General features: G+C 59.6%; 19 protein-coding genes. 5 read left to right on the plus strand and 14 right to left on the minus strand.

Translation table 11 applies throughout. The annotated features are described in order from the left end of the window. Positions 1-7 precede the first annotated feature (7 nt). Positions 8-232: a CDGSH iron-sulfur domain-containing protein gene (locus BEK68_RS14670; RefSeq protein WP_004634673.1), complete on the plus strand. Its 225-nt coding sequence runs from the start codon at positions 8-10 to the stop codon at positions 230-232. On the opposite strand, the gene ettA is transcribed toward BEK68_RS14670, so the two are convergent. From ettA to BEK68_RS14710, 8 genes are all read right to left on the minus strand, one after another. Continuing rightward, positions 229-1,896: an energy-dependent translational throttle protein EttA gene (ettA, locus tag BEK68_RS14675; protein ID WP_012436510.1), complete on the minus strand. Its 1,668-nt coding sequence runs from the start codon at positions 1,894-1,896 to the stop codon at positions 229-231. The two genes, BEK68_RS14670 and ettA, sit on opposite strands and share 4 nt — an antisense overlap. A gap of 148 nt (positions 1,897-2,044) precedes the next feature. After that, entirely contained in the window at positions 2,045-2,413 is a 369-nt protein-coding gene (locus BEK68_RS14680) for a cytochrome o ubiquinol oxidase subunit IV (RefSeq protein WP_004634669.1), read from the minus strand. Beyond that, on the minus strand, positions 2,413-3,042 hold the full coding sequence (gene cyoC / locus BEK68_RS14685; RefSeq protein ID WP_012436511.1) for a cytochrome o ubiquinol oxidase subunit III: 630 nt from the start codon (positions 3,040-3,042) through the stop codon (positions 2,413-2,415). The genes BEK68_RS14680 and cyoC overlap by 1 nt, the downstream gene beginning before the upstream one ends. A 3-nt stretch (positions 3,043-3,045) precedes the next feature. Continuing rightward, positions 3,046-5,025: a cytochrome o ubiquinol oxidase subunit I gene (cyoB, locus tag BEK68_RS14690; protein ID WP_024542173.1), complete on the minus strand. Its 1,980-nt coding sequence runs from the start codon at positions 5,023-5,025 to the stop codon at positions 3,046-3,048. A 9-nt stretch (positions 5,026-5,034) separates the two neighbouring features. Next, the gene (cyoA, locus tag BEK68_RS14695; RefSeq protein ID WP_027693052.1) at positions 5,035-6,021 is read right to left on the minus strand and encodes a ubiquinol oxidase subunit II; all 987 of its coding nucleotides are present in this window, start codon (positions 6,019-6,021) and stop codon (positions 5,035-5,037) included. A 633-nt stretch (positions 6,022-6,654) separates the two neighbouring features. Continuing rightward, positions 6,655-8,298 (minus strand): Nramp family divalent metal transporter, encoded by a 1,644-nt coding sequence (locus BEK68_RS14700; protein ID WP_012436514.1) that lies wholly within the window; start codon positions 8,296-8,298, stop codon positions 6,655-6,657. Between the two features lie 28 nt (positions 8,299-8,326). Continuing rightward, the gene (locus tag BEK68_RS14705; protein WP_012436515.1) at positions 8,327-8,533 is read right to left on the minus strand and encodes a hypothetical protein; all 207 of its coding nucleotides are present in this window, start codon (positions 8,531-8,533) and stop codon (positions 8,327-8,329) included. A gap of 232 nt (positions 8,534-8,765) precedes the next feature. Then, on the minus strand, positions 8,766-10,214 hold the full coding sequence (locus BEK68_RS14710; protein WP_012436516.1) for a carbohydrate porin: 1,449 nt from the start codon (positions 10,212-10,214) through the stop codon (positions 8,766-8,768). Positions 10,215-10,687: 473 nt separating this feature from the next. Between BEK68_RS14710 and BEK68_RS14715 the strand changes: the two genes are divergently transcribed. From BEK68_RS14715 to BEK68_RS14730, 4 genes are all read left to right on the plus strand, one after another. Continuing rightward, complete coding sequence (locus BEK68_RS14715) at positions 10,688-11,017, plus strand: hypothetical protein (protein ID WP_012436517.1); 330 nt, start codon at positions 10,688-10,690, stop codon at positions 11,015-11,017. 607 nt (positions 11,018-11,624) lie between these two features. Next, positions 11,625-11,921 (plus strand): type II toxin-antitoxin system RelE/ParE family toxin, encoded by a 297-nt coding sequence (locus tag BEK68_RS14720; protein WP_012436519.1) that lies wholly within the window; start codon positions 11,625-11,627, stop codon positions 11,919-11,921. 13 nt (positions 11,922-11,934) lie between these two features. Continuing rightward, positions 11,935-13,065, plus strand: coding sequence for a HigA family addiction module antitoxin (locus tag BEK68_RS14725; RefSeq protein ID WP_012436520.1), 1,131 nt, complete (start codon positions 11,935-11,937; stop codon positions 13,063-13,065). A gap of 9 nt (positions 13,066-13,074) precedes the next feature. Next, positions 13,075-13,545: a hypothetical protein gene (locus tag BEK68_RS14730; protein WP_012436521.1), complete on the plus strand. Its 471-nt coding sequence runs from the start codon at positions 13,075-13,077 to the stop codon at positions 13,543-13,545. 55 nt (positions 13,546-13,600) lie between these two features. Here the strand turns inward: BEK68_RS14730 and BEK68_RS14735 are convergent, their stop codons facing one another. From BEK68_RS14735 to BEK68_RS14760, 6 genes are all read right to left on the minus strand, one after another. After that, the gene (locus BEK68_RS14735) at positions 13,601-16,588 is read right to left on the minus strand and encodes a type I restriction endonuclease subunit R (protein ID WP_065851756.1); all 2,988 of its coding nucleotides are present in this window, start codon (positions 16,586-16,588) and stop codon (positions 13,601-13,603) included. After that, on the minus strand, positions 16,588-17,772 hold the full coding sequence (locus BEK68_RS14740; RefSeq protein ID WP_012436523.1) for a restriction endonuclease subunit S: 1,185 nt from the start codon (positions 17,770-17,772) through the stop codon (positions 16,588-16,590). The genes BEK68_RS14735 and BEK68_RS14740 overlap by 1 nt, the downstream gene beginning before the upstream one ends. Then, the gene (locus tag BEK68_RS14745) at positions 17,772-19,445 is read right to left on the minus strand and encodes a UvrD-helicase domain-containing protein (protein ID WP_065851758.1); all 1,674 of its coding nucleotides are present in this window, start codon (positions 19,443-19,445) and stop codon (positions 17,772-17,774) included. The genes BEK68_RS14740 and BEK68_RS14745 overlap by 1 nt, the downstream gene beginning before the upstream one ends. Beyond that, a complete protein-coding gene (locus BEK68_RS14750) occupies positions 19,442-21,346 on the minus strand; it encodes an AAA family ATPase (protein WP_012436525.1) in 1,905 nt (634 codons plus the stop codon). Before BEK68_RS14750 ends, BEK68_RS14745 begins: the two co-directional genes overlap by 4 nt. Beyond that, positions 21,343-22,854, minus strand: a complete 1,512-nt coding sequence (locus BEK68_RS14755) for a type I restriction-modification system subunit M (RefSeq protein WP_065851760.1) — start codon at positions 22,852-22,854, stop codon at positions 21,343-21,345. Before BEK68_RS14755 ends, BEK68_RS14750 begins: the two co-directional genes overlap by 4 nt. A 445-nt stretch (positions 22,855-23,299) precedes the next feature. Beyond that, on the minus strand, positions 23,300-23,558 hold a 259-nt coding region (locus tag BEK68_RS14760), incomplete at its 5' end, for a transposase (RefSeq protein ID WP_139111356.1).

Here is a 23,558-nt window from a genome sequence, read left to right on the forward strand (position 1 = left end):
ACCCGCCATGGCAGACGACGTTGTCATCACGGTCCGCAACAACGGGCCGTACCATATCAAGGGAACCTTCCGGGTCGCCACCCAGGGCGGGCGCGAGTTGGCCGTAGAAGAAGGCCAGGCATGGCTGTGCCGCTGCGGGCACTCCTTGAACAAGCCGTTCTGTGACGGGTCGCACAAGCGCGTCGAGTTTGACAGCAACCTCGACGCGCCTGTGCCCGATGCGCCTGCTTAACGCGTAACGGGCTTGTAGCGGATACGCTTGGGCTTCGCGCCTTCTTCGCCCAGACGCTTCTTCTTGTCGGCTTCGTATTCCTGATAGTTGCCCGGGAAGAACTCGACGTGCGAATCGCCTTCGAACGCGATGATGTGCGTGGCGATGCGATCGAGGAACCAGCGATCGTGCGAAATCACCATCACGCAGCCCGCGAACTCGAGCAGCGCGTCTTCCAGCGCACGCAGCGTTTCCACGTCCAGGTCGTTTGACGGCTCATCGAGCAGCAGCACATTGCCGCCCGAGATGAGCGTCTTGGCCAAGTGCAGGCGCCCGCGCTCGCCGCCAGACAACGTGCCGACGTGCTTTTGCTGATCGCCACCCTTGAAGTTGAAGCGGCCGATGTAGGCACGCGATGGCGTCTCATACCGGCCAACCGTGAGGATGTCGGAACCGTTCGAAATCTCTTCGAAGACAGTCTTGTCTGCGGAAAGCGCATCGCGGCTCTGGTCAACGTAAGCCAGCTTGACCGTCGGGCCGATCTTGATGGTGCCCGAATCCGGCTGCTCCTTGCCCGTGATCATGCGGAAGAGCGTCGACTTACCGGCGCCGTTCGGGCCAATGATGCCGACGATGGCGCCCGGCGGAATCGTAAAGCTGAGGTTGTCGATCAGCAGGCGATCGCCATAGCTCTTGCTGACGTTCTGGAACTCGATGACTTCATTGCCTAGACGCTCGCCGGCCGGGATGAAGATTTCCTGCGTCTCGTTGCGCTTCTGGTATTCCTGGCTGTTCAACTCGTCAAAGCGGGCCAGACGCGCCTTCGACTTGGCCTGACGGCCCTTCGGATTCTGGCGCACCCATTCGAGCTCTTTCTTTAGCGCTTTCTGGCGCGCCGATTCGCTCGACTCTTCCTGCTTCAGGCGCGTCTCTTTCTGATCGAGCCAGGAGCTGTAATTGCCCTTCCAGGGGATGCCGTGGCCGCGGTCGAGTTCGAGAATCCACTCGGCGGCGTTGTCGAGGAAGTAGCGGTCGTGGGTCACAGCCACAACGGTGCCGGGGAAGCGCGTGAGGAACTGCTCGAGCCAGTCCACGGATTCCGCATCCAGATGGTTGGTCGGCTCGTCGAGCAGCAGCATGTCGGGGCGCGACAGCAGCAGCTTGCACAGCGCGACACGACGCTTTTCACCGCCCGAGAGATGCTCGATCTTCGCGTCCCACGGCGGCAAGCGCAGTGCGTCGGCGGCAATTTCGAGCTGCAGTTCCACGTTGTCACCGGCACCGGCGGCAATGATGGCTTCCAGGCGCGCCTGTTCTTCGGCGAGCTTGTCGAAGTCGGCACCTTCCTCGGCGTATGCCGCGTAGATGGCTTCGAGCTGCTTTTGCGCATCCATCACTTCGCCCAGGCCGCTCTCGACTTCTTCGCGCACCGTCTTGGCGGGATCGAGCTGCGGCTCCTGCGGTAAGTAGCCGATGTTGAGGTTGGGCATCGGCGTGGCTTCGCCTTCGATGTCCTTGTCGAGGCCGGCCATGATCTTGAGCACGGTCGACTTGCCGGAGCCGTTCAAGCCCAGCACCCCGATCTTGGCGCCGGGGAAGAACGACAGCGAGATGTCCTTGAGAATCTGGCGCTTGGGCGGAACGATCTTGCCCACGCGGTTCATGGTGAAAACGTACTGTGACATGGCGGAATTGCGGGGGGAAACGCAGAAATGGGGAATCCGGCGAGTTTAACAAAGCCGGGGCACGGCAAGCCCAGGGCTCAAGGCCGCTCGAGCAAAAGAAAAGGCGCCCACCAGGGGCGCCCTTCCGATGCAGCAGCAGGCTGGCTCGTTACATCGTCATCATGTTGGCGTTCATGTTATGCATGACCCACAGCGAGCCGACAACGACGATCGCCAGGATCAGCAGCGTGAACAGGAAAGCCATCACGTTCCAGCGCTGGGCGGACGAGCCGTCCAAGTGCAGGAAATAGATCAGGTGCACGACGATCTGCACGACCGCCAGGGCCATCACCGTCACCAGCACCGTCTGGTGCGAGTACCCGCCGTCCATCACCATCTTGAACGGGATGGCCGTCAGGATCACCGCCAGCACGAAGCCGATCAGGTAGCCCTTGACGGTGGCATGGCCGGCGCCGCCGGCTGCATGACCGTGATCCTCGCCGTGGGCGATGGCGGATGTTGCGTTGGTCTGTTCCATTACATCGCTCCCAGCAGATAGACGACGGTAAACACACCGATCCACACCACGTCCAAGAAGTGCCAGAACAGGCTCAGGCACGACAGTCGAGTCGATTGGGTCGGAGTCAGGCCTTTGGCACCGATCTGCCACATCAGGACGATGATCCACAGCATGCCGCTCGCCACGTGCAGGCCGTGCGTGCCGACCAGCAGGAAGAACGACGACAGGAATGCGCTGCGGCTCGGGCCGGCGCCTTCTGCGATCAGGTGGTGGAACTCGTTGATTTCCATGCCGACGAACGCGGCGCCCAGCAGCAGCGTGATGCCCAGCCACAGCATCACTTGATCCTTGCGGCCGTTCTGCAGGCTGATCATCACCATGCCGTAGGTGATGGACGACACCAGCAGGATGCCGGTTTCGATCGCCACGTACGACAGATCGAAGAGTTCCTTGCCAGTCGGGCCGCCGGCCGTTGCACCGCGCAGGACGCAGAACGTGGCAAACAGCGACGCGAAGATGATCAAGTCGCTCATCAGGTACACCCAGAAGCCGAAGACCTTGGTGTCTGCAGCATCGTGGTGGTGCGCATGGTCATGCGCGTGGTCGTGGCCGTGCGCGGCGTGACCGTCTAGAACATTGGAAGCCATGGTTTAAGCCTGCGAACCGATACGTTGGAAGTAGGCCGACTCGGTCTCGTGAACCTCGTGAGCGGGCACGTAGTAATCGATGTCGTCGTTGTTGCTGCGGAGGATGAAGCTGCCGATCATGCCGACCAGACCCAGCACGGCCATCCACCAGATGTGCCAGATCAGCGCGAAGCCCATCACGATCGAGAACATGCCGATGAAGAAGCCGGCGCCGGTGTTCTTCGGCATGTGGATCTTTTCGTAGCTCGGTGCGACCTGCGTCAGCACCTCGCCGCGCGCCTTCATGTCGGCAAAGGCGTCGATGTCACGGATGACCGGCACGCGGGCGAAGTTGTAGTGCGCCGGCGGCGACGACGTCGCCCACTCCAGCGTGCGACCGCCCCACGGATCGCCCGTCAGGTCGGCCAGCGCATGACGGTTGCGGACGCTCACGAAGATCTGGATGAGCTGCGAAGCGATGCCGCAGGCGATGATCGCGGCGCCGATCACGGCAACGATCAGCCACGGCTGCCATGCCGGGTTGTCGGTATGGTTCAGACGACGCGTCATGCCCATGAAGCCGAGCACGTACAGCGGCATGAAGGCGGTGTAGAAGCCCACGAACCAGCACCAGAAGGCGCGCTTGCCCCACTTCTCGTCCAGCTTGAAGCCGAAGGCCTTCGGGAACCAGTACGTGATACCAGCCAGGTAACCGAACACCACGCCGCCGATGATGGTGTTGTGGAAGTGAGCGATCAGGAACAGGCTGTTGTGCAGCAGGAAGTCGGCGCCCGGCACAGCCAGCAGCACGCCGGTCATCCCGCCGATCACGAAGGTGATCATGAAGCCGATCGTCCACAGCATCATTGAGTTCAGCTCGACGCGGCCGCGGTACATCGTGAACAGCCAGTTGAAGATCTTCACGCCCGTCGGGATCGAGATGATCATCGTCGCGATACCGAAAAACGCGTTGACGTTCGCACCCGAGCCCATGGTGAAGAAGTGGTGCAGCCACACCAGGAACGACAGCACGGTGATACCGGCGGTCGCCCACACCATCGACGTGTAGCCGAAGAGCTTCTTGCGCGAGAACGTCGAGACGATTTCCGAGAACATGCCGAAGGCCGGCAGGATCAGGATGTACACCTCGGGGTGGCCCCAGATCCAGATCAGGTTCACGTACAGCATGGCGTTACCGCCGCCGCCGTTCGTGAAGAAGTGCATGTCCAGGTAGCGGTCGGCACCCAGCAGTGCCAGCGCCACGGTCAGCACCGGGAAGGCAGCCACGATCAGGATGTTGGCGCACAGGGCGGTCCAGGTGAAGATCGGCATGCGCATCAGCGTCATGCCCGGCGCGCGCATCTTGAAGATGGTCGCGACGAAGTTCACGCCGGTCAGCAATGTCCCGAGGCCCGATATCTGCAAGGCCCAGATGTAGTAATCGACCCCCACGCCCGGGCTGTAGGCCAGCTCCGACAGCGGCGGGTACGCCAGCCAGCCGGTGCGAGCGAATTCGCCCACGCCCAGCGACACGTTGATCAGCACCACACCTGCAGCAGCCAGCCAGAACGACAGCGTGTTCAGGAACGGAAATGCCACGTCGCGCGCGCCGATCTGCAGCGGCACGATCAGGTTGATCAGGCCCGTCATGAGCGGCATGGCCATGAAGAAAATCATGATCACGCCGTGCGCGGTAAAGATCTGGTCGTAGTGCTCAGGCGGCAGATAGCCGGCACCGCCGCCCGAGGCAACCGCCAGTTGCGAGCGCATCATGATGGCGTCGGCAAAGCCGCGCAGCAGCATCACGATGGCCAGAATGCAGTACATCACGCCGATCTTCTTGTGGTCGACCGAGGTGATCCACTCATTCCAGAGATAGGTCCACTTCTTGAGATAGGTGATCAGGCCGAACAGGCCCGCGCCACCCAGCAGAATGGCCGACACCGTCACGACCACGATGGGCTCGTGCAGCGGAATGGCCTCCAGACTCAACTTGCCAAACATCGTCAACTCCTAGGAATTCTTGGCCGCGCTCTTGGGCGCAGGCAGGGCGGACTGCACCGGCAGCGGACGCGTTGCCGCCTCAGCCGTGGCCGTCGTGCAGTTGGCGCCTTCGAGCGCCTCGTCGAGCGTCAGGACCTTCTCCCCTTCGCCCATCTTGTCCATGTATTTGTGCAGGATGCTGTGATACAGCGACGGGTCGACCGATGCATACGCCGCCGGCGGCACCTTCTCGCTCGGCTTGGACAGCTCGGCGTAGCCTTCCTTGGTCAGGTTCTGCGACGAGGCGCGAACCTGCTTGACCCAGGCGTCGAACTCTTCGTTCGTCATGGCCGTGGCCTTGAACTTCATGCCTGTGAAGCCCGAGCCGCTGTAGTTCGACGACATGCCGTCAAACACGCCGGTCTCGTTGGCGATCAGGTGCAGCTTGGTCTGCATGCCCGCCATGGCGTACACCTGGCTGCCCAGTTGCGGGATGAAGAACGCGTTCATCACCGTGTCGGACGTGATCTTGAAGTTGATCGGGGTGTTGGCCGGGAATGCGAGCTGGTTGACCGTCGCGATCTTCAGTTCCGGATAGATGAACAGCCACTTCCAGTCGAGCGAGACAGCCTCGACCGTGATGGGCTTCACATCCGATTCGATCGGCTTGTACGGATCGAGCGCGTGCGTGGACTTATAGGTGATCACGCCCAACACGATGATGATCAGGCACGGGATCAGCCACACCACGGCCTCGATGGCGTTGGAGTGCGACCAGTCGGGCTCGTAGCGAGCCTTGGTGTTGGACGCGCGGTACTTCCACGCAAACACCAGCGTCAGCACGATCACGGGAATGACGACCAGCAGCATCAGGCCGGTCGCCACCAGGATCAGCGTCTTTTCTTCAGCCGCAATCATCCCCTTCGGGTCCAGGACCGTCAGGTTGCAGCCCGCAAGCAGGAGCGGGAGGCTTGCGGCGAAGAGCCGCTTCATATGTGGAACGAGTGTGTTCTTCATGTCTTACACAATTGCGCCGGCGATGCGCACCAACATCACGGGAGCCCAGCAGCCCAGACAGCGGCCACAAGGGGAAAAACGCGGGAAATGAGAGAAGACCGAACTACCGGCGCCCCGAATACAGCTGAGGTGCGGCAGCGGATCTTCGATCACATCAGGCGCCGGTCAGGGAGAAGCTGAACCCAACGCCCTCAGTTGGCGAGGTGGGCTTCGCTCATGCAGGGCATGGGCGAGGTCGAACTTCGCCGCGTCGCACAAAGCGGCGGACGACAGATCGGGGGCGTGAAAGGTCGGAGCAGGCACTGCGTCATGCGCCCGTTGGGGGAGCGCGGTTGGAAGTGGAATGCGGGCGCGATCTTACCGCCAGACGGCGCTTTGGATCGCGCTATCCGCTCAGGCAAATAGAAAACGACGTCGATTGACAAGTGATTTCCTAACCGCAGGGCTAGGGTTTACGTGGCTTTGCGGGTAAGCCAATCGAAAGTGCCTGTTGTTGCACTGCGACAATCAGCCACAGTGGCGCGCAGCCGACGTTGTCACCAAATGTGCGCCCGAAGGTTGAGCTGATAATAAGAACAATTCTCATCTTGGAGAGGCCGCCGAAGCGGCCTCCCTGCGCTTTTCCCTACGGCCTCATTGGGCGAGCAACCCGGCAATCCGTACCAGCACCAGCCCCGCAGCCACCACGAGGTAGCCGCGCAGCACAAACATCCACGTGCGCTTGAGCGGCGTCCAACGGGCAGGCGTGAGCTGCTCGAGCGGCGGCATCGTCCAGTGATTGCGATCCAGCACGCTCACACGCTGTGGATGGTGCGGCCGGTGCCTGCGTCGCTCGATGCGCCATAGCACCAGCGACATGACCACGGCGATGAGCGAACCGCCGATCAGGATGGCGCCGATCTCGAATTCTCCGATCCCCGGAAACAACACAGCCGCCGTCAGGATGACGGAGAGCATCACCAGCACCGCCACCACACCGCCGGTGAAGAGGTTCATCGCGCGGCCGTTCGTCCACGGGCCCAGCACGGCCTTGTCGTTGCACAAAAGCAGCAGGAACACTGTCGCGCTTGGCAGCAGCACGCCGGCCAGCGATTGCACTGCATTGGTCAACAAACCGAGCGGCACGCCGGGCGTCAGCACCAATCCTGCGGCCAGCAAGGTCAGCCCGAAGTAGATCGCGTAGAAGCCCTTGGCTTCCGTCGGCTTGCGATGCAGCGAGTGCCGCACGGCAAACACGTCGCCGATCGCATACGCGGTCGACAACGACACCGCACAGGCGCCGATGATGCTGGCATCCAGCAGCGCAATCGCAAACAGGACACCGGCCCAGCGGCCCGAGTGGCGCTCCAGACCGTGCGCCGTGCCGAGCGCATCGGTGTAGTTGCCGAACTCTGGCGAACCGTGAAAGGCCTGGGCGCTGAAGGCGATCATCGCCACCGCGCCGGCAATCACGAGGACGATGCCCAGCCACAGATCCGCGCGTTCATAGCGGATGAAACGGGCGGTGATGCGCTTGTCGATCACGTAGCTCTGTTGGAAGAACAATTGCCACGGCGCCACGGTCGTCCCGACGATGGCGATGATCAGCAGCATGACCTCCGCTAGCGGTGCGCCGGCCGGTAGCGCGGGCACAAAGAAGTCGCGTGCCACCTGCCCAATTGGCGGATGGACCATCACGAACACGGGAATGAGCGTGAGACTGCCGGCCACCAGCGCCAGCGCAAAGCGCTCGAAGCGGCGGAAGTCGCCGGTGGAGGCAGCCAGCATCACCAGCGCCGCCGCCGCACACACGCCCCAGTGTCTAGGGATGCCGAGGTACTCCAGCGCCAGGCTGATACCGATGAACTCTGTCACGAGCGTCAGCGCGTTCACCAGAAACAGATCGATGACAGAGAAGCTGCCCCAGAACCTGCCGAAGCGGGCAAAGATCAACCGCGCATGGCCAACGCGCGTGACGGCGCCCAGGCGCAGCACCATCTCCTGGTTCACGTACAGCACGGGGATGAGCAACAACAGCGTCCACAACAGCGTGGTGCCGTAGTTCTGCCCGGCTTGCGTGTACGTGCCGAAGGCGCCGGCGTCGTTGTCGCCGACCATCACGATCAGGCCGGGCCCGAGGATGGCGAGCAGCGTCCGCAGACGCGCGCGCCAGCTGTTACGAGCGCCCGTATCGTGATGCGCGATGGTGCCGAGCGCGCCGCGGATGTCGCCCACATGAGCGTCGTCGAGTGCGGCATGACGTGGCGGTGCGTCGATGCCCGAAGCGAATTGGGTCATGTCGACCTCCTTTTTTTGTGTTGTTGGATTACCAGTACGTGCGCGACAGGCGCACAGCCGCCGCCGCGTAACCGTGGTTGGAAAGCGGCTGACCGCCGTCGCCTGCCCGGCGGTTGGAGGTCACGGGCACGGCGTCGGCGCGCGCAGGTGCAGCAACGCGCGGCTGCACGAACACCGAGCTGAACGGCAGTGCGATCGTCGAGAAACGACGGGCGGGAATATTGAATTTGCGCATGACACACTCCTCGCCGCGTGCGCATACGCGCGGCACGCAGCAATCTCCGCACGCGTTGTACACACACGCGGCGGCATGGTCGAAACGATCAAGGAGCGATGCAGATACCGCTGCCTTGCCTGGGCGGCAAGTCAGCAGCAGGGGAAAACCGTGCGGCGGACTCGCCTAGTGGGATACCGATGTAAATGTCGGGTAAGGTCGACTCGGACTGTCCATATGGGTCCTCCTACGGTTAGAACTCGGCGTGGACGCGCAGGCCGAAGAACTTGGCAGGCCCGCGGTCCCGGTTGTAGCCGGGGTTCTGGATTAACTGAAAATCGGGGCTGAGCATGATGCCCTTGACCGGTTGAAAGCTGTAAAACACTTCGAGTATGCGTTCGTGGCCGTAGTTCAAGGCGCTATCGCCCAGGAACGCGCCGTTGCCGCCTGCGGCCAAATAGGCGCGATGGTCCGGGCCCAGCATGTTGAGCGAAAAGGCCGCCCCCAGCACATCGTCCGGACGCCCCCACGACGCGCCCTTGAGCAAGCCGCCAAACGACACGTTGCGCCCCGCTTCCGTAAAAGCATAGGTCTCGGTCTTATCATCCGACCAGTTCAATCGGGTGAAGAGGCCCAAGTTTTCACCCACCTTTTGCTCGAAGGACAAACCCACGCCGACCTTGGCGTGCTCACGCCGAACCAGACTCAAATCGGGCTGGCCCGCAGTGGCTTGACCGAGCGCAATGGCATCGTCAAAGCGGCCCATGCGTGCGAAGTTTCGCCATCCGAGTAGGCGCACTTTGCCCTCCTGGCCGAACAGCGTGAAGCTCTTCTCCAGTTCGAGCATGTCGCCGTAGTGCTTGAGAAAACGGGTGTCGAGCGGCAAGCCGTTGGACTCCACCGGCTGCAGGAAGCGGCCCGCGCGCACGGCCCAGCCGAACTCGCTATCGGTGTACTCCAGCGCAATCCCCCAGCTGTAGCCGCGCGCATCCGCAGCATAGTCGAACGACGGATGCGTCATGAACGACCAGTTTAGGAACTGCGTGCGCGGATCGTGCGCGTACTCCACCGCATCGAACACGTCGAGCACGGGCAAATTGCCCACGGTGAGTACCACGCGACGCTTGTCCACAACGTCGGCGAACTGGTTGAAGTCGGCATCGACCTTTTCGGTGTCGCCGCCCAGACCCCAGGTCTGGCGCAGGAACACGCGAGCGCGATAGAGCGTCGGGTCGGTGCCCGTGACCTTGGCCAGTTCCCCGTTGGTTGGGCCGCCCAGCCCGTGCAGATCGGAGAATGCCTTGCCCATCACGACTTCTGGGTTGAAGTGGAACTCGGCGCCCCTCCACAACCGCATGCCGAGATCGAGCGTGGTGCTGAAGGAGTAACTGGTCGCCCGGTCCGCCGTCAGGCTGTTGTCACCGCTATACGGCGACTTGAACGCAGGTTTGGCCTGCCAGACCCAGGTGGATTGACCGTGAAAACCAAAGCGATCGCCGAACTCGCCTCCGGCAATGAGCGGCGTCGCGGCAGCCGGCACCGATGCAAGCGCCTCTGCAGCATCGGCAGCCTGGGCAGAAACCCATAGCAGCACCATGGCAGCAAAAATGGGCGGACGGCAGCCCGCAGCAGCGGCGCGCACCAGCGAGATAAGTGCGCGTACTGCCTTCCGGACGGATTTGACGATGGAAGCAAACAGCATGAGGCCCCCCTCGTTCGCTTCTGTGACGAACGTAGGCAACGACCGGACACGGACCTCCCAATGCGACGCGCACGCAAATGCGCGGCTACATGGCCGTACCGGCGAACAACAATCGAATTCAGGAAGAGACTTGCGCAGAGAACCCACGCAAGAGCCACCGCCCGCCGTGCAATACGGCTAGGCAGCGGGAAGGCGCGAAGACGTTGCGCCGAGACTGTCTAGCCGTTCAAGGTGCGATCGAAGATCGACTAGAACAACTGTCCATGGAGATGGTCTCCGTAACTGTGACGGGGCGCAGAGTAACAAAGTCTCGTTGACTGCGGCAAGCGTTTTCTTGGGGCGCGCGCGAAGCCATTGCGCAGCGGCAACACTCCGGACGCAAGGCGCCTCGCAAGCCGGTATCGGTACACTGCCGTCACGCTTGAGCGCGTCACTTGGGCGCGCTCTCCACAACGACATCAGACGGACCTTGTATGACGCGCTTGGCAACGCTAATCACCACGATTGCGGCAATCGCCGGTATGGCCGGCTGCTCGACGGCCGGATTAGAACAAGCCGGGAAGGCGGGCGAATCCAAGATGATCGAACACACCCCACCCGCCACCACGTGCAAGGCGGCCGCCGCTCCCGACGACGCCCTGATCGGCAAATCCGAACAGGACGCCACAGCCCTGCTCAACGGTTGCCTCTGGCGCGTCAGCGAGCGCGATGGCAAGGCCCTGCCCGGCACCATGGATTACCGCGAAGAACGCCGCAACCTGGGCATCCAGGGCGGCAAGGTCGTCTGGGTGCGGCGCGGTTGAGCGTTGCGAGGCTGAATCGCGGGCGATCGGGACTCGGTAGCACTCGGCAGAATCCACGCCGATCGCGAAACGGTGACCGTGAAGGAACGCATGCGTGCGCGAGCATGGATACCAAGCGCCGCTGGGCGTGCATCTTGGAGAAGAAACGCACGCGTAGCAGCCTGAACGCGCTCGCCAAAAGAAAACGGCCTCCGCGAGGGAGGCCGTTCTCGTGATGCTGGTGCCGGCTGCAGGACTCGAACCCGCCACCTGATGATTACAAATTTCCTTGTAAATCAATAAGTTATTGATATTCAAGAGTAAGTGACCGTAACGTTACGCAACCCAAAGTACTTTATATTCAGTAACTTAGCGTAGGGCCGCGAAACCGAAAAAAACTGATGGATGTACCGCTACCGTACCTTCCACGTCACTCGCACCGACTTACGCCAGCCCCTGTCGTGGCACAACATCTTTGTGCCACGTGACTCGTTTCCGAGCACCCCTGCACTGGCTGACTAGGCTCACAGCAGAGTGCCACCCAAGCGGCAAATAAGCGTCGCAATCAGCACATTCATGAAAAGTGCCATCTTTACACATGGTGTAAAGATGCATAAAATCCATTGGGATGGAAATCGAGTTCGCTGACCCAGACTATGACCGCTTGGAGACCGACGCCGGGTTCACGGCTGGGCTCTCCGCGCCTGTCGTGAAGGCCTACCGCAAACGGCTCCAATACATCCGCGCAGCGGCTGACGAGCGGGACTTCTATGCACAGAAGTCGCTCCACTTCGAGAAACTGAAAGGAGATAGGGACGGAGAGCATTCAATGCGGTTGAACGATCAGTGGCGTCTCATCCTCCGGCTGGAGAGACGCGGCGGGGGCAAATTGGTCGTTGTCATCAGCATCGAGGACTATCACTAAATCGGAGAGCAGCATGGGTGCACGTATTCCGGCCGAGGTCTTTCCTCCCGGGGAATTTTTGAAGGACGAGCTTGAGGCTCGTGGGTGGACGCAGGCCGAGTTCGCCGAAATTATTGGTAAGGACGCACGCCTGGTCAGTGAAGTGATCAGCGGCAAGCGTTCTATTACTCCGGAAACAGCCATCGCGCTGGGGGCAGCGCTCGGCAGTTCGCCGGAGCTTTGGATGAATCTGGAGGGTCAATACCAACTATCAAAGGTCCGACCGAAAGAAGACTCTATCGCACGCAAGGCAGACTTGCATGGCCGGTTCCCCGTTCGCGAGATGGTTAAACGGGGTTGGATTGAAGCGACCAAGAGTGTCGATGTACTACAGCAGCAACTAATTGAGTTCTTCGGCATTGATGAGATCGAGCAGACTCCTCAACTTCGCTACGCGGCCAAAGCCACAACGTACCATGAGGTCCCTGTAGCGCAGGTGGCATGGTTCTGCCGAGCGAGAAAGTTGGCAGCATATTCGCCTACCGCTGCCAGCTTCAATTCTCAACGACTGGCGGCAGCGAAAGTTCAACTCAGCGAGCAACTGGCCCACACGGACGGCACACAACGAGTGCCGGGAATTCTGGCGCAGGCCGGAATTCGATTCGTGATTGTTGAGGCTATTGCAGGCTCGAAGATCGACGGCGCATGTTTCTGGCTAGACAAAAAGAATCCTGTCGTCGCGATGTCGATGAGGTTTGATCGGGTCGACAACTTCTGGCACACCCTCCTTCATGAGTTGGATCACGTGGAGCATGAGGAGGGACAGTCTGCACCTATCCTCGACGTAGACATCATGGATGCCGACTCAGGCAAGCCGGACATTGAAGCAAGGGCGAATGAAAACGCGGCTGAAGCGCTCATTCCCAAGCGGGAAATGGACGGCTTTATTGCAAGGGTCAATCCAATGTTTAGCGAGGAGCAGATCGTTGGTTTTGCTCGGCGTATCGCCGTACATCCGGGCCTCGTTGTAGGTCAGCTCCAGAATCGAGGCTTGATTCCCTGGAGCTTCCATCGGAAGCACTTGGAGAAGGTCCGAGAGTACGTTGTAGCGAATGCTATTACCGACGGATTTGGTCATCGTGTGATCGAATCAGCATCGATGTGAGGGATAGAAATGACGACAAAGAATGAGCAACTTCAATCCATAGTTGGAGAGTATCGTCGTGCCGGCAACAAATGGCCCGCAACAATGCGGGAAGTCGCGGCATGGGCGATTAACGCGAAGCTTTGGGCGCCCCAGCCTTCAGCCGTTATCGGTCAGTGCGCAGAGGAGCTATCGCGAGCGCTTCGGGACGAGTACGTTACTGACCCTCAAGGCCGCCGAATTCGAACCAAGCACGCAGCGGCATACACCACAGATGAAGGTGAGCAGCTTGTCCTATGGGACGATATTCGCACGGCACCAGCTGACCATATGCGACGCGCTTTCCAACAGCGCCGGCATCAGATCCTCGGTGACTGCAAGCAACTGAAATCGGACGTCGATAGCTTCAACCAGAACCGGCAGCCACCGGAACCCATTCAGATCGTCTTCGATTTCACGTTGGACTTGGAGGAGGCCGCTTACCTGAAGCGAAGCGCTTAGACGCGTAAGGCTGCCATTGTCTTGCCCCAACCGGGGTCACCCTGGGAGCCCCCCTTTAGTAGTACTGCCGGATGTAGCTGTACGCCTTTTCGAAGAGATCCTCATCAGCGTGCAGCTTGTACTTGAAGAGGGCCTTTCGTAGCGCCTTCTTTACTTCCCGCTCGCCGGCTTGCGTGCCTTGCCAGCCGGGGAAGCGCACCAGGCGCACGATCTCGTCGATGTCCGCAACCACGCGTTCGACCAAGATCGGCGTTTCGGCCGTCTTGACCTCGTTGAATAGCTCAGTCAAGGCTGCCTTTCCGCGATCCTCGTCCTCTTCGGGTGGAACTTCCCTCTCGGCCTGCAGTGCCTCCTTGGCGATCTGCAGCAGCTCCTTCAAAAACTCCACGCTGTTGATCTGGCCTGCCTCGAAGCGGTCCTTCAAAGCATCCAGTCGCTCGGAAAGCTGCTTGAACTTAGGATTGCCGGTGTGCTTGGCCAGACGTCGGTTCAGCTTGATCTCGATTTCCTTGGCCTTTTTCGGATCGGGGTTCGAGAGCACTGCCTCCAGCAGATCGGCGTCCAGCACCAAAGTGTCGAGGTCATCCCGCACGGCGTCGACATGCACGTTCTGGTGGATCAGTTCAATGGTCTTGGCGCCCAGCGAATGCCAGATCAGTTTGCCGTGGCCACTGGACGGCTGCACCGACTGGTACACCTGTGACAACCACTTGTAATCCTTCTCGAAGGGGCCCAGTACGGTGTCCGGTGACAGAGCCTCCCATATCTTGTTGAGCACGCTGTACTCGGCGGCGAAGTTGTCTCGCACCTCGTTGTTGGGCAGGCACTGCTGCGCAGCGATCAGGCCTTCATAGCCCTGCAAGGTGCGGTCACACCCGGTGAAGAACGCCAGGCATTTCTGCATGGCATCTGGCAACTTGTCCTTCAGCTCCTGGATGTTGCTGACCACCTGCTTGACGCTCTGGTCGTCAAATTCCAGCGCTGCTGCCACGTCATCAAAGATGCCTAGGTAGTCCACGATCAGGCCATGAGTCTTCTGCTCGGAATAGGTACGGTTGACGCGGCAGATGGCCTGCAGCAGCGTGTGGTCACGCAGCGGCTTGTCCAGGTACATGGCCTGCAAGATCGGCGCATCGAAGCCGGTAAGAAGCTTGGCCGTGACGATGATCAGCTTCAGAGGGTCGGCCGGGTCGCGGAAGCGATCTAGCAGCCGTTCTTCCTCATCGCGTGAACGGTCATAGGGCGCGTACTCTGGGTGTTCCTTCTTGTCTCCCGCCTGCACCGACATGACGATGTCTGTGGCCTCGGGCGGCAGTAGCTTGTCCAGCTCGGCCTTGAACAGCAGGCAGGACTCCCTGTCGAAGGTGACGATCTGCCCTTTAAAGCCGTTGGGCTCCACCTTGGTCTGAAAATGCTCGACGATGTCCTCGCAAACCTTGCGGATACGCTCGGGCGTCTTGACCAGCACGGCCATCTTGGCGGCGGTCTTGGCGAGGTTGTCCTTGTCCAGATCCGACAGGCCGCCGGTCAGATCTTTGTACGCGGCATCCAGTGCCGCCTTGTCGATGTGCAAGTCAATCAGCCGGGGCTCGAAGTGCAGCTTCAGTGTGGCGCCGTCGCGGATCGATTCCTCGAAGCCATAACGGCTCATGTAACCCTTTTCGTCCTCCTCGGCACCAAAGGCGTAGAAGGTGTTGCGGTCTGCGCGGTTGATCGGCGTGCCGGTCAGGCCGAACAGAAACGCGTTAGGCAGGGCTTCACGCATCTTGCGGCCCAGATCACCTTCCTGGGTGCGGTGGGCCTCGTCGACCAGAGCGATGATGTTGCTGCGGTCGTTCAGACTGCCCGTGGCCTCACCGAATTTGAAGATCGTGGTGATGATGATCTTGCGCACGTCCTGCGCCAGCAGCAGCTGCAGCTTCTCGCGGCTGTCCGCCTTTTCCAGATTGGGAATGTCCGCCCCGGTGAACGTGCCAGTGATCTGGCTGTCGAGGTCGATCCGATCCACCACGATCAGCACGGTAGGGTTCTTCAATCCTGCGTGCATACGCAGCTTCTGCGCGGCAAACACCATCAGCAGTGACTTTCCCGAACCCTGGAAGTGCCAGATCAGGCCTTTCCTGGGGTAACCCGCCAGCACGCGCTCGACGATCTTGTTGGCCGCTTCAAACTGCTGGTAGCGGCAAATGATCTTGATGCGCTGCTTTTTCTTGTTGGTGGCGAACAGGGTGAAGCTGCCCAGAATATCCAGCACCACATGCGGGCGCAGCATGCTCTCGGTGGACAGCTTGAGCGATTTCAGCGGATGGTGCTGACCATCGTGGCCATCTCCATCCAGATGCCAAGGGCCCCAGTCCTTGACAGGCAGCCCGATGGAGCCATAGTGGTAGGCCTTACCCTCAGTGGCCACCGAGAACACGTTGCAAACGAAGAGCTCCGGCACGAACTTCTCATAGTCGTCGTGCACCTGTACCGCACCGTCGACCCAGCTGATGCACTTCTTGACCGGCGTCTTCGCCTCGATCAGAACCAGCGGCAGTCCGTTGACCAAGAGCACCAGATCGGCGCGGCGCTCGGTGGGGCCAGCACGGTAGGTGTACTGCTGGGTGACGATGTAATGGTTCTGCGATAGGTCATCCAAGTCGATCAGCCGCACCGGCACATGCTCGTTGTTGTGGCCGAAGGGCATCGAGCGCTCACCACGCATCCACGCCGTCATTTCCTCGTTGGCTCGGATCAGACCATCCGAGCGCACCGACAGCACGATGGCGCGCAGCTTGTAGAGCACTTCATCGGCGCGGTCCGGCTGACTGGCAATTTCGGGGTTCAGGCGAATCAGCGCATCGCGTAGCCAGGGCTCGACCAGCACTTCCTGAATCTGTCTCGGCACGTCAGCAGGGGCGGTATAGCGCCAGCCGATGCCTTTGGGACTGGGGCCGTAGCTACCTTGAGGTTCCTGAACGGTGTTGGCAGGGACTGCCTTGATCGGGCCAACGAGCAGGTCGCGGACGTAGGCTTCGACGGTGTTGGCTTCGTTAAACACTATGCCGCCCCCCCAATTGTTCTCATGGCAATGAGTTTTGTTAGTTGCAGAGCGGCATCCCAGCGTGCCTTTTGCGTTGCAATAGCGTTTTTGAATTCCTGCAGTGCATCGAGCGCCGATTCTTGGGCATCAAGATCCGGCACGTTCAGGCGCATCTGCAGCAAATTGGCGCGATTGATCTTCTTCATACTGGCACTAGTGCCCGCTGCAATTCGCATGAGGTATTCGCGGGCAGATGTGGTCTGTAGCAAGGCTTCCAAGAAGTCCGGGTGGACCAGTGCAGGATTTGGCCGGAGACGCATCATCGTGTCCGGAAACGACACGTCATCACGGTTGTCGCTGAAAATCCCAACGAATCCAACTCGATCCACTGTATTGGAGCGAGAAATCAGCATGTCGCCCTTAGAGAGCTTTGCCGCGACCATCTTGCTCGTTGGCTCGACGGGCTTGAAGTCTCCTGACACATATCCATCCCGGGACAGTGCTGCCAATCCGAGTACGAAATAGCCTGTGTCGGCATCCTTCGGCGGCGCACTGCAGCCGCTTTCCGGTGACCTCAGCAAGACGTCGCTCAGCAGATAGGGATTTGCTACGGCCGATGTGTTGTACAGAAGCATTGAATCCTTGAACGACTGCAGCATTCGGCCTGCGGCGAGATGTGCAGCTTCAATGGCATGGCACTGGTCGGTTGCGGCACTCAGTAGGACTATGGCTGATTGCTGCTCCTCAATCGGCGGTAGTACAAACTCAAAATCCGCCAAGCTCGCCCAGTTAGTACGTGGGCTCAGCGAGCCTGCAGATGTGCCCACCGCGTGATCGAAGAAGGCGTCGGTCTGGCAAATGAAGAGCAGCAACTCCGGCAGCAAAACCTGAGCGTCCTTGGTCTCCAGCACGTAGATGTCACCAGAACACACGCCAGAAAAATCTGCCACGGCCACCTTGCGCTGGTAAGCGCGGCGTTTGCCGAACAGCACCTGCCCAGGTTGAAACACGCTGGTGAAGGTCACGCCGTCAGCGACGCTGCCCCAACTGCGGATGCGCAAATCACCTGGTTCGAGGTGTTCCAGACCGACGTAGCGTTCAATGCCATCGGCCAGCGGATCTTGGCTGCGGGCTTTCGAGAGGCGCACCACGTCGCCGAATTTCACCAAACGCCCGCCGGGCTTCAATGTCCTGTTGTTCATTATTCTTGTCTCACGAACGGCATGGCATAGCCGAAATACTCAGTTTGAGCCGTGCGCTGCACATCCCAGCGTCTCGTATGTCCTGCTGGGCGCTCCCGTTGATCTGCATGGGTAAGGACTAGTCGCCTCTTGGCTCGAGAAACCCCGACAAAAAAGGCACAGCGGTTTTCGTCCTGATCGCCAAAGAAGATTTCTTTTTCGACCGCCATGATGACGACCGAATCGAACTCAAGGCCCTTACTCTTATGAATGGTCAGGATTCGTACTGCCTGATCGTCAGAAAAGCGCTCAAGGGCTTCAGGCAGATCAGGCTCCAGTTTCAGCAATTCCTCGATCCGGATCTTGGTGTCACGGACAACCTCTTTCAGCCGGCCATGCGACTCGTAGTCTGGGGAAAGCGACACTAGTGTTTCGATACTGACCTGCTTCAGGAAGGCGCGAACAAACTCCCACCAGCCTGAAAAGGGCTCTGCGACCAACTCGGCAATGACCACCTCTTTTCGTTGTTGCTTGATGAGCCGATCAAGGTCCTTGCGCGCGTTCGACTGAATCTCTTCATCAGCAAACGGGATCAGCTGATTCATGAGCCGAATCCATGCTTTTGGTTCGCGCTGGCCGTAGAGGCATGTCAGATAATCCACGATCAAGCGGGCTGCAGGCTCAACCGTGATGTCTTGCAGCCGCTGCTCATTGCGGTAAGGGATGCCGCGAGCCTCCAGTGCCGCCATAAGATGATCGGCGTACAAATCAAGCTGATTGCGAATGAGGACTGCAATCTCTGCTGGAGGCAGCTGCTCAGTCTTTATCCAACCATCGATCAGCTCTGCGAGATGTTCAGCTTCCTGGCGACTGTCATCGAAGCGCCACGCGAATACCTCGCCTTCGTCGCCGGCAAGCTGCTCATTGGGCATGACAGATGAGGGGTCAAGCCTGCGAACGATCTCGTTCTGCAGGCGCAGCAGTCGCGGCTTCGAACGAAAGTTGCGGTACATGTTGAGCGGTGTGGCCGCAAAATCGGCAACGAAAGCCTGGAAGATGCCGTCCATGGCCCCTGCCCAACCCATGATCTTCTGCTTTGTGTCACCCACGGCGGTCAGGCGAGTGCTCGTACCTTGAAAGGCGAGCTTGAGCAGCTCGTACTGCAGGTTGGTGCAGTCCTGGAATTCGTCGAGAAAAACGTCGCTGTAGGTTTGGCGGACAGCGTTCCGCGCCATAGCTGACTTCCGTAGGATCTTGATTGCCAGAGGAACAAGGTCTGCAAACTCGATTTCCTGGCGGGACGGCTTCACTTTTCGCTCAACGATCTTGTAGCCGACATCCAGAGCATCTTGCCCTGTTAGGACGGGTCGAAAGCGGTCGATGATGCGTTTGGCAAATGCGTGAAACGTGTAGCTGTCAAACCGCGCTGCCATTTCTGAACCACAGCGTCGCTTGACTCGCTCTTTCAGGTTGCTGCTGGCATCGACCTTGAACGAGATGGCCAGAATTCGTTTGGGATAGCAACAGGTGCCTGTGCGCAGCAGGAAGTCTGCCCGCTGCGCAAGCATTTCAGTCTTGCCCGCACCAGGGCCTGCTGTCAGTGCAAGGCTGCGCACTTGCTCCTTGGCCGCAAGCAGGGCGTTGGGTTCAAGCGTTAGCCCATCTGCGGGCTGCCAGGCATCGACGGCTATCACTCCGGCAACTCCGCGAGCTTGGCGATGACGGCATCGGCCAAGCGTCCAAGTGATTCGGGCATGTTCGCGAGCAGGTCCGCATCGCTGAGCTTGGCGAGCGCATCAATGTGCGCGGCCGGCTTGCTGCCAAGCTTGAAGCTACGGTGGTAAGTGCCGAACAGTTTTTGTTCGTCCTCGTTGTATTGGCTTGCGTCGTAATGGCTTTTCCCTAGCACGGCCTTAATCGTTGACTCGTCAGGCTTTTCCTTCTCCACACCGTAGGCATCCGGGTAGGCGAGCAGCATCGAAAAATCCAGGTCCATAGGGAACGAGAAATACACACCACGCTCTTCGAGCAGAGTGTTGTAGTGCCCATAGGCTCGGACCTTGTGAGTTGCATCATTCCAACTGGGAATGCCATGGTCTGCGGGAAGTACCTTACTCGGCTCGTACGCTGCCAACTGGTTATTGGCGTACTTGATTCGCCCCCACCCGGCCTGGTAGCGGGCGACATCCAGATCAAGCAGCGTCAGATAGGGAATCTGTAGGGCAGACAGTAGGCGCCAGAAATGATTAACGTGACGTCCACCCAAGGGCGCTATCGAGACTGCTGACTCATCAACCGGTGCCCCTTTGGCCTGTAGGAGGCGTGGCAACACGATTTCTTCACTGTCTCCCTCGCCAAGTACCACGAGTCGCGAGAAATAGACTTCCGGAAAGGCCTGCACGGCCTCACGCACAAACTTGTGAGCTTCATCTGTGGTGTCTGGCAGCTGGATATGCGTGACGCGCGATGTTCGTTCTTGGGTTAGACGCAGATACCGGATACGTTCTGGGTCGACGCGCCGCAGCATCGACGGGGCATGGGTGGCGATCAGCGCTTGTGCGTCGCCGTTGCCGGTCATCCCGTTGAGGGCATTGACGATCCGTCCAAGGTAATGCGGCGACAGGCTGTTTTCTGGCTCTTCGACCGCTACCACCGTGAAGACGGGTGGGCGCAACTTATCTGCGTCGAATGACTTGTCTTCTGCAGCCAGGACAGCTCGACCGATGGCCTGTGAAGACAACACGAGCGACAGATACAGCATCGATTTCTGGCCGTCGCTCAGTCGTGAGAAGTCAACCAGCTGCTCATCGTGACCAGGGGTGAAAGAGACCGACATGTGCCTTAACAAGGCCTCGATCTCAGACGCTACAAAAGTGAGCTTCGGATCGGCAAAGAAGCTGCCCTTGTGCAAACCACCCCATGCCGTTTTCAAGCTTGTGCTGAACGCATTGATTGACGGGTTGGCCGCCAAGCTGTCGCTGATTTGGTCGGTGAGGCCCTTGATGACACTCCGCTCTGCATCCCAGTTCACTGCACGCAGCATGCGCCCAAGCAAAGCATTGGCGCCGTAGGCAATGTGATCCGCGGGGTCACGCCGGGCGGGCAGATAGTGGACGTGGATATGGTTGCGCTCAGATCTGAGCACCTGTGCGGTGGTCAATGGCGAGCCGTCAGGATTGATGTCCAGCACATAGACCAAGCTTTCCTCTATGTCTCCATCCAGCCCCATGGTGGCGGTGAGGCGAAAACGCACACGCGGCGTGCCATCAACTTCGTCGAGGCGCATGTGGCCAAAATGAGGCGCAACAGTGCTGTTGTCCTCGTCTTCGCCGAGTTCTGGGAACAGGAAGTCAGCCTCTACCCAGAGCTGACGCTCAGCCGGCGGGGCTTCCTCATTGAATGGGACGTAAAAGTCAGAGCGCAGGATCCGGCGCAGTGATGGATCGAAGGCAAAGAGCCGGCACAAGGCCTGAAGCGCGGCTGTTTTCCCCGATCCATTGGGCCCGATGAGGTAGGTGATGTCTTCAAGCACGACTTCGGTTGGTGCCTCACCGAAAGACTGGAAGTTGGATAGCCGAATCGTTTGGAGCTTCATTGCATATCCTCAGCCTTGGAAAGCCCATCCAGCGTTTCCACCAACGTGTCCATCTGTTGCCAGAAGGTGCGCCCATCCGTTTGCCATTTATCCCAGGCAGAGCGGAGTGATACCGCATCGCCATTGCTGTCAGTGGCGACCACTGCGGCAATGCGCTTCACGTAAAGCGGGATCGATAGGTTGCCCCCGTTGCCGCCAATCTCGGCCAGCGTGGCGACCTTGGCGAAGCCAGGCTCGTCCGCAAACACTTCGTAGGCAGCCAAGATGCGCCGTTGGTGCTCAGGCTTGAGGAAGCTTTGAGCGCGCTCGCGGGTCACTTCGTTAACCGCGTCAATGAAGATCACCTTGCCCCTGCGTTCAGACGTCTTCCGGCGGTTGCAGATGACGACGCATGACTCCATCGGGGAGTTGTAGAACAGGTTGGGTCCCAAGCCAATCACAGCCTCCACCCAATCCTGCTCGACCATCTTTGCGCGCATGGCTTGTTCCTCGTTACGGAACAAAACGCCGTGTGGCCACAGCACTGCACAGCGGCCCTTGGTAGTGAGGCTGGTCAGGATGTGTTGATGAAAGGCGTAATCGGCGCGACCCTGCGGCGGCGTGCCTAAGGTGTTGCGCCCCCACTTGTCACTGCTCCACGCCTCGCGATCCCATTGCTTAATCGAGTACGGTGGGTTGGCCAGGATCACATCGAACTGGCGCAGGCGGTCGCCTTCGATGTGCTTGGGTTCGGCCAAGGTGTCGCCGCGGATGATCTCGAAGTCCACTACGCCGTGGAGGAACAGGTTCATTCTCGCGATGGAGGAGGTGATAAGGTTGCGCTCTTGGCCGTAGAGCGTGAGGGTGCGGTACTCGCCGCCCGAACGCTTCACCTCGTCCAACGCCGAGATCAACATGCCGCCGGTGCCACACGTGGGGTCGTAGATCGACTCGCCCGCTAGCGGTGCCAAGAGTTGCGTCATTAAGTGGACGACGGTGCGGTTGGTGTAGAACTCCGCTGCCGTGTGACCAGAGTCATCCGCAAACTTCTTGATCAGGTACTCGTAGGCGTTACCAAGTTCATCCTCGGGGACGTTGGCCACCGACAGCGTCTGAGTTGAGAAGTGCTCGATCAGGTCCTTCAGCGTTTCATCCGGAAGACGCTCGCGGTTGGTCCACGACGCATCTCCAAAAATGCCGTCGAGCATGTCAGGGTTAGCCAACTCGATGGCCCGCATGGCCTTCTGGATGGCGCTGCCAACGTTCTTCGGCGTTTGCCGCACATCGTTCCAGTGCACCCCCTCAGGGATCTGAAAGCGGTGGTTCTCGGCGAACTGCGCGTAGGACAGGTCGCCGTCCGACTCCACCAAAGCGGACTGATACTCCTCGTCCCACACGTCCGACACGCGCTTGAAGAACAGCAGCGGAAAGATGAACTGCTTGTAGTCGCCAGCGTCGATCAGCCCTCGCAGCAAAACGGCAGCACCCCAGAGGTAGCTTTCGAGTTCTTGTTGACTGATACGACTCATTTTTTGCCTTTCTCCCAACACAACTGAAGGCCCAGATCCGAAACCCGTTTCGCGAGAAACTTGCGGGCAGCAGGAAGCACTATTGCTGCAGCTTCAGACAACCGCATAGGATTCACAGGTGGCTGATGCCCGAGCTCACCATGCCTGCAAAGCGGACCAATTGCGGAGAAATTATTGGCAGTGTGTGTAAACCTCTTGATTTCCGCTTCGGACGATCCTGAGAGAGTGGCTATTTCCTTTACGGAAAGCCCCCCAGTTTTCATGAAGTCGAGAAGAGCATAGAGGGCAATCCACGTACATCCTTGAAATCCAAGGAACTGCAGAAGGCCTTTGCTCTTATCGTCTTCCCTAGCAAGCCAAAGCATCGCTGACGTGAAATTTCTAAAAGGACTTCGAAGGCTACTCCAGCTCGAGATCCAGTTGCCCGAGGTGTCACTAGAGCGTGTTATGCACTTTGGACGACAGGTGCGGCGTGAACGAGCATGAGCATGGCAAAGACGACGAAATGCAAGCCGGCGAGTGTTTCAGGCAAGCGCTCGTAGTCGCGTGCGAGTCTTCGAAACCGATTGAGCCATCCGAAACTGCGCTCGACGACCCATCGGCGTGGCAGCAGGACAAAGCCTTTCTTCGCCTCTGGCAGTTTGATGACCTGCAATTCGATGCCTTCGTCCCGCGCGGCTTGCGCTGGTTCTTCGCCCGTATAA

The organism is Ralstonia pickettii (genome assembly GCF_001699815.1).
GTDB lineage: Bacteria > Pseudomonadota > Gammaproteobacteria > Burkholderiales > Burkholderiaceae > Ralstonia > Ralstonia thomasii.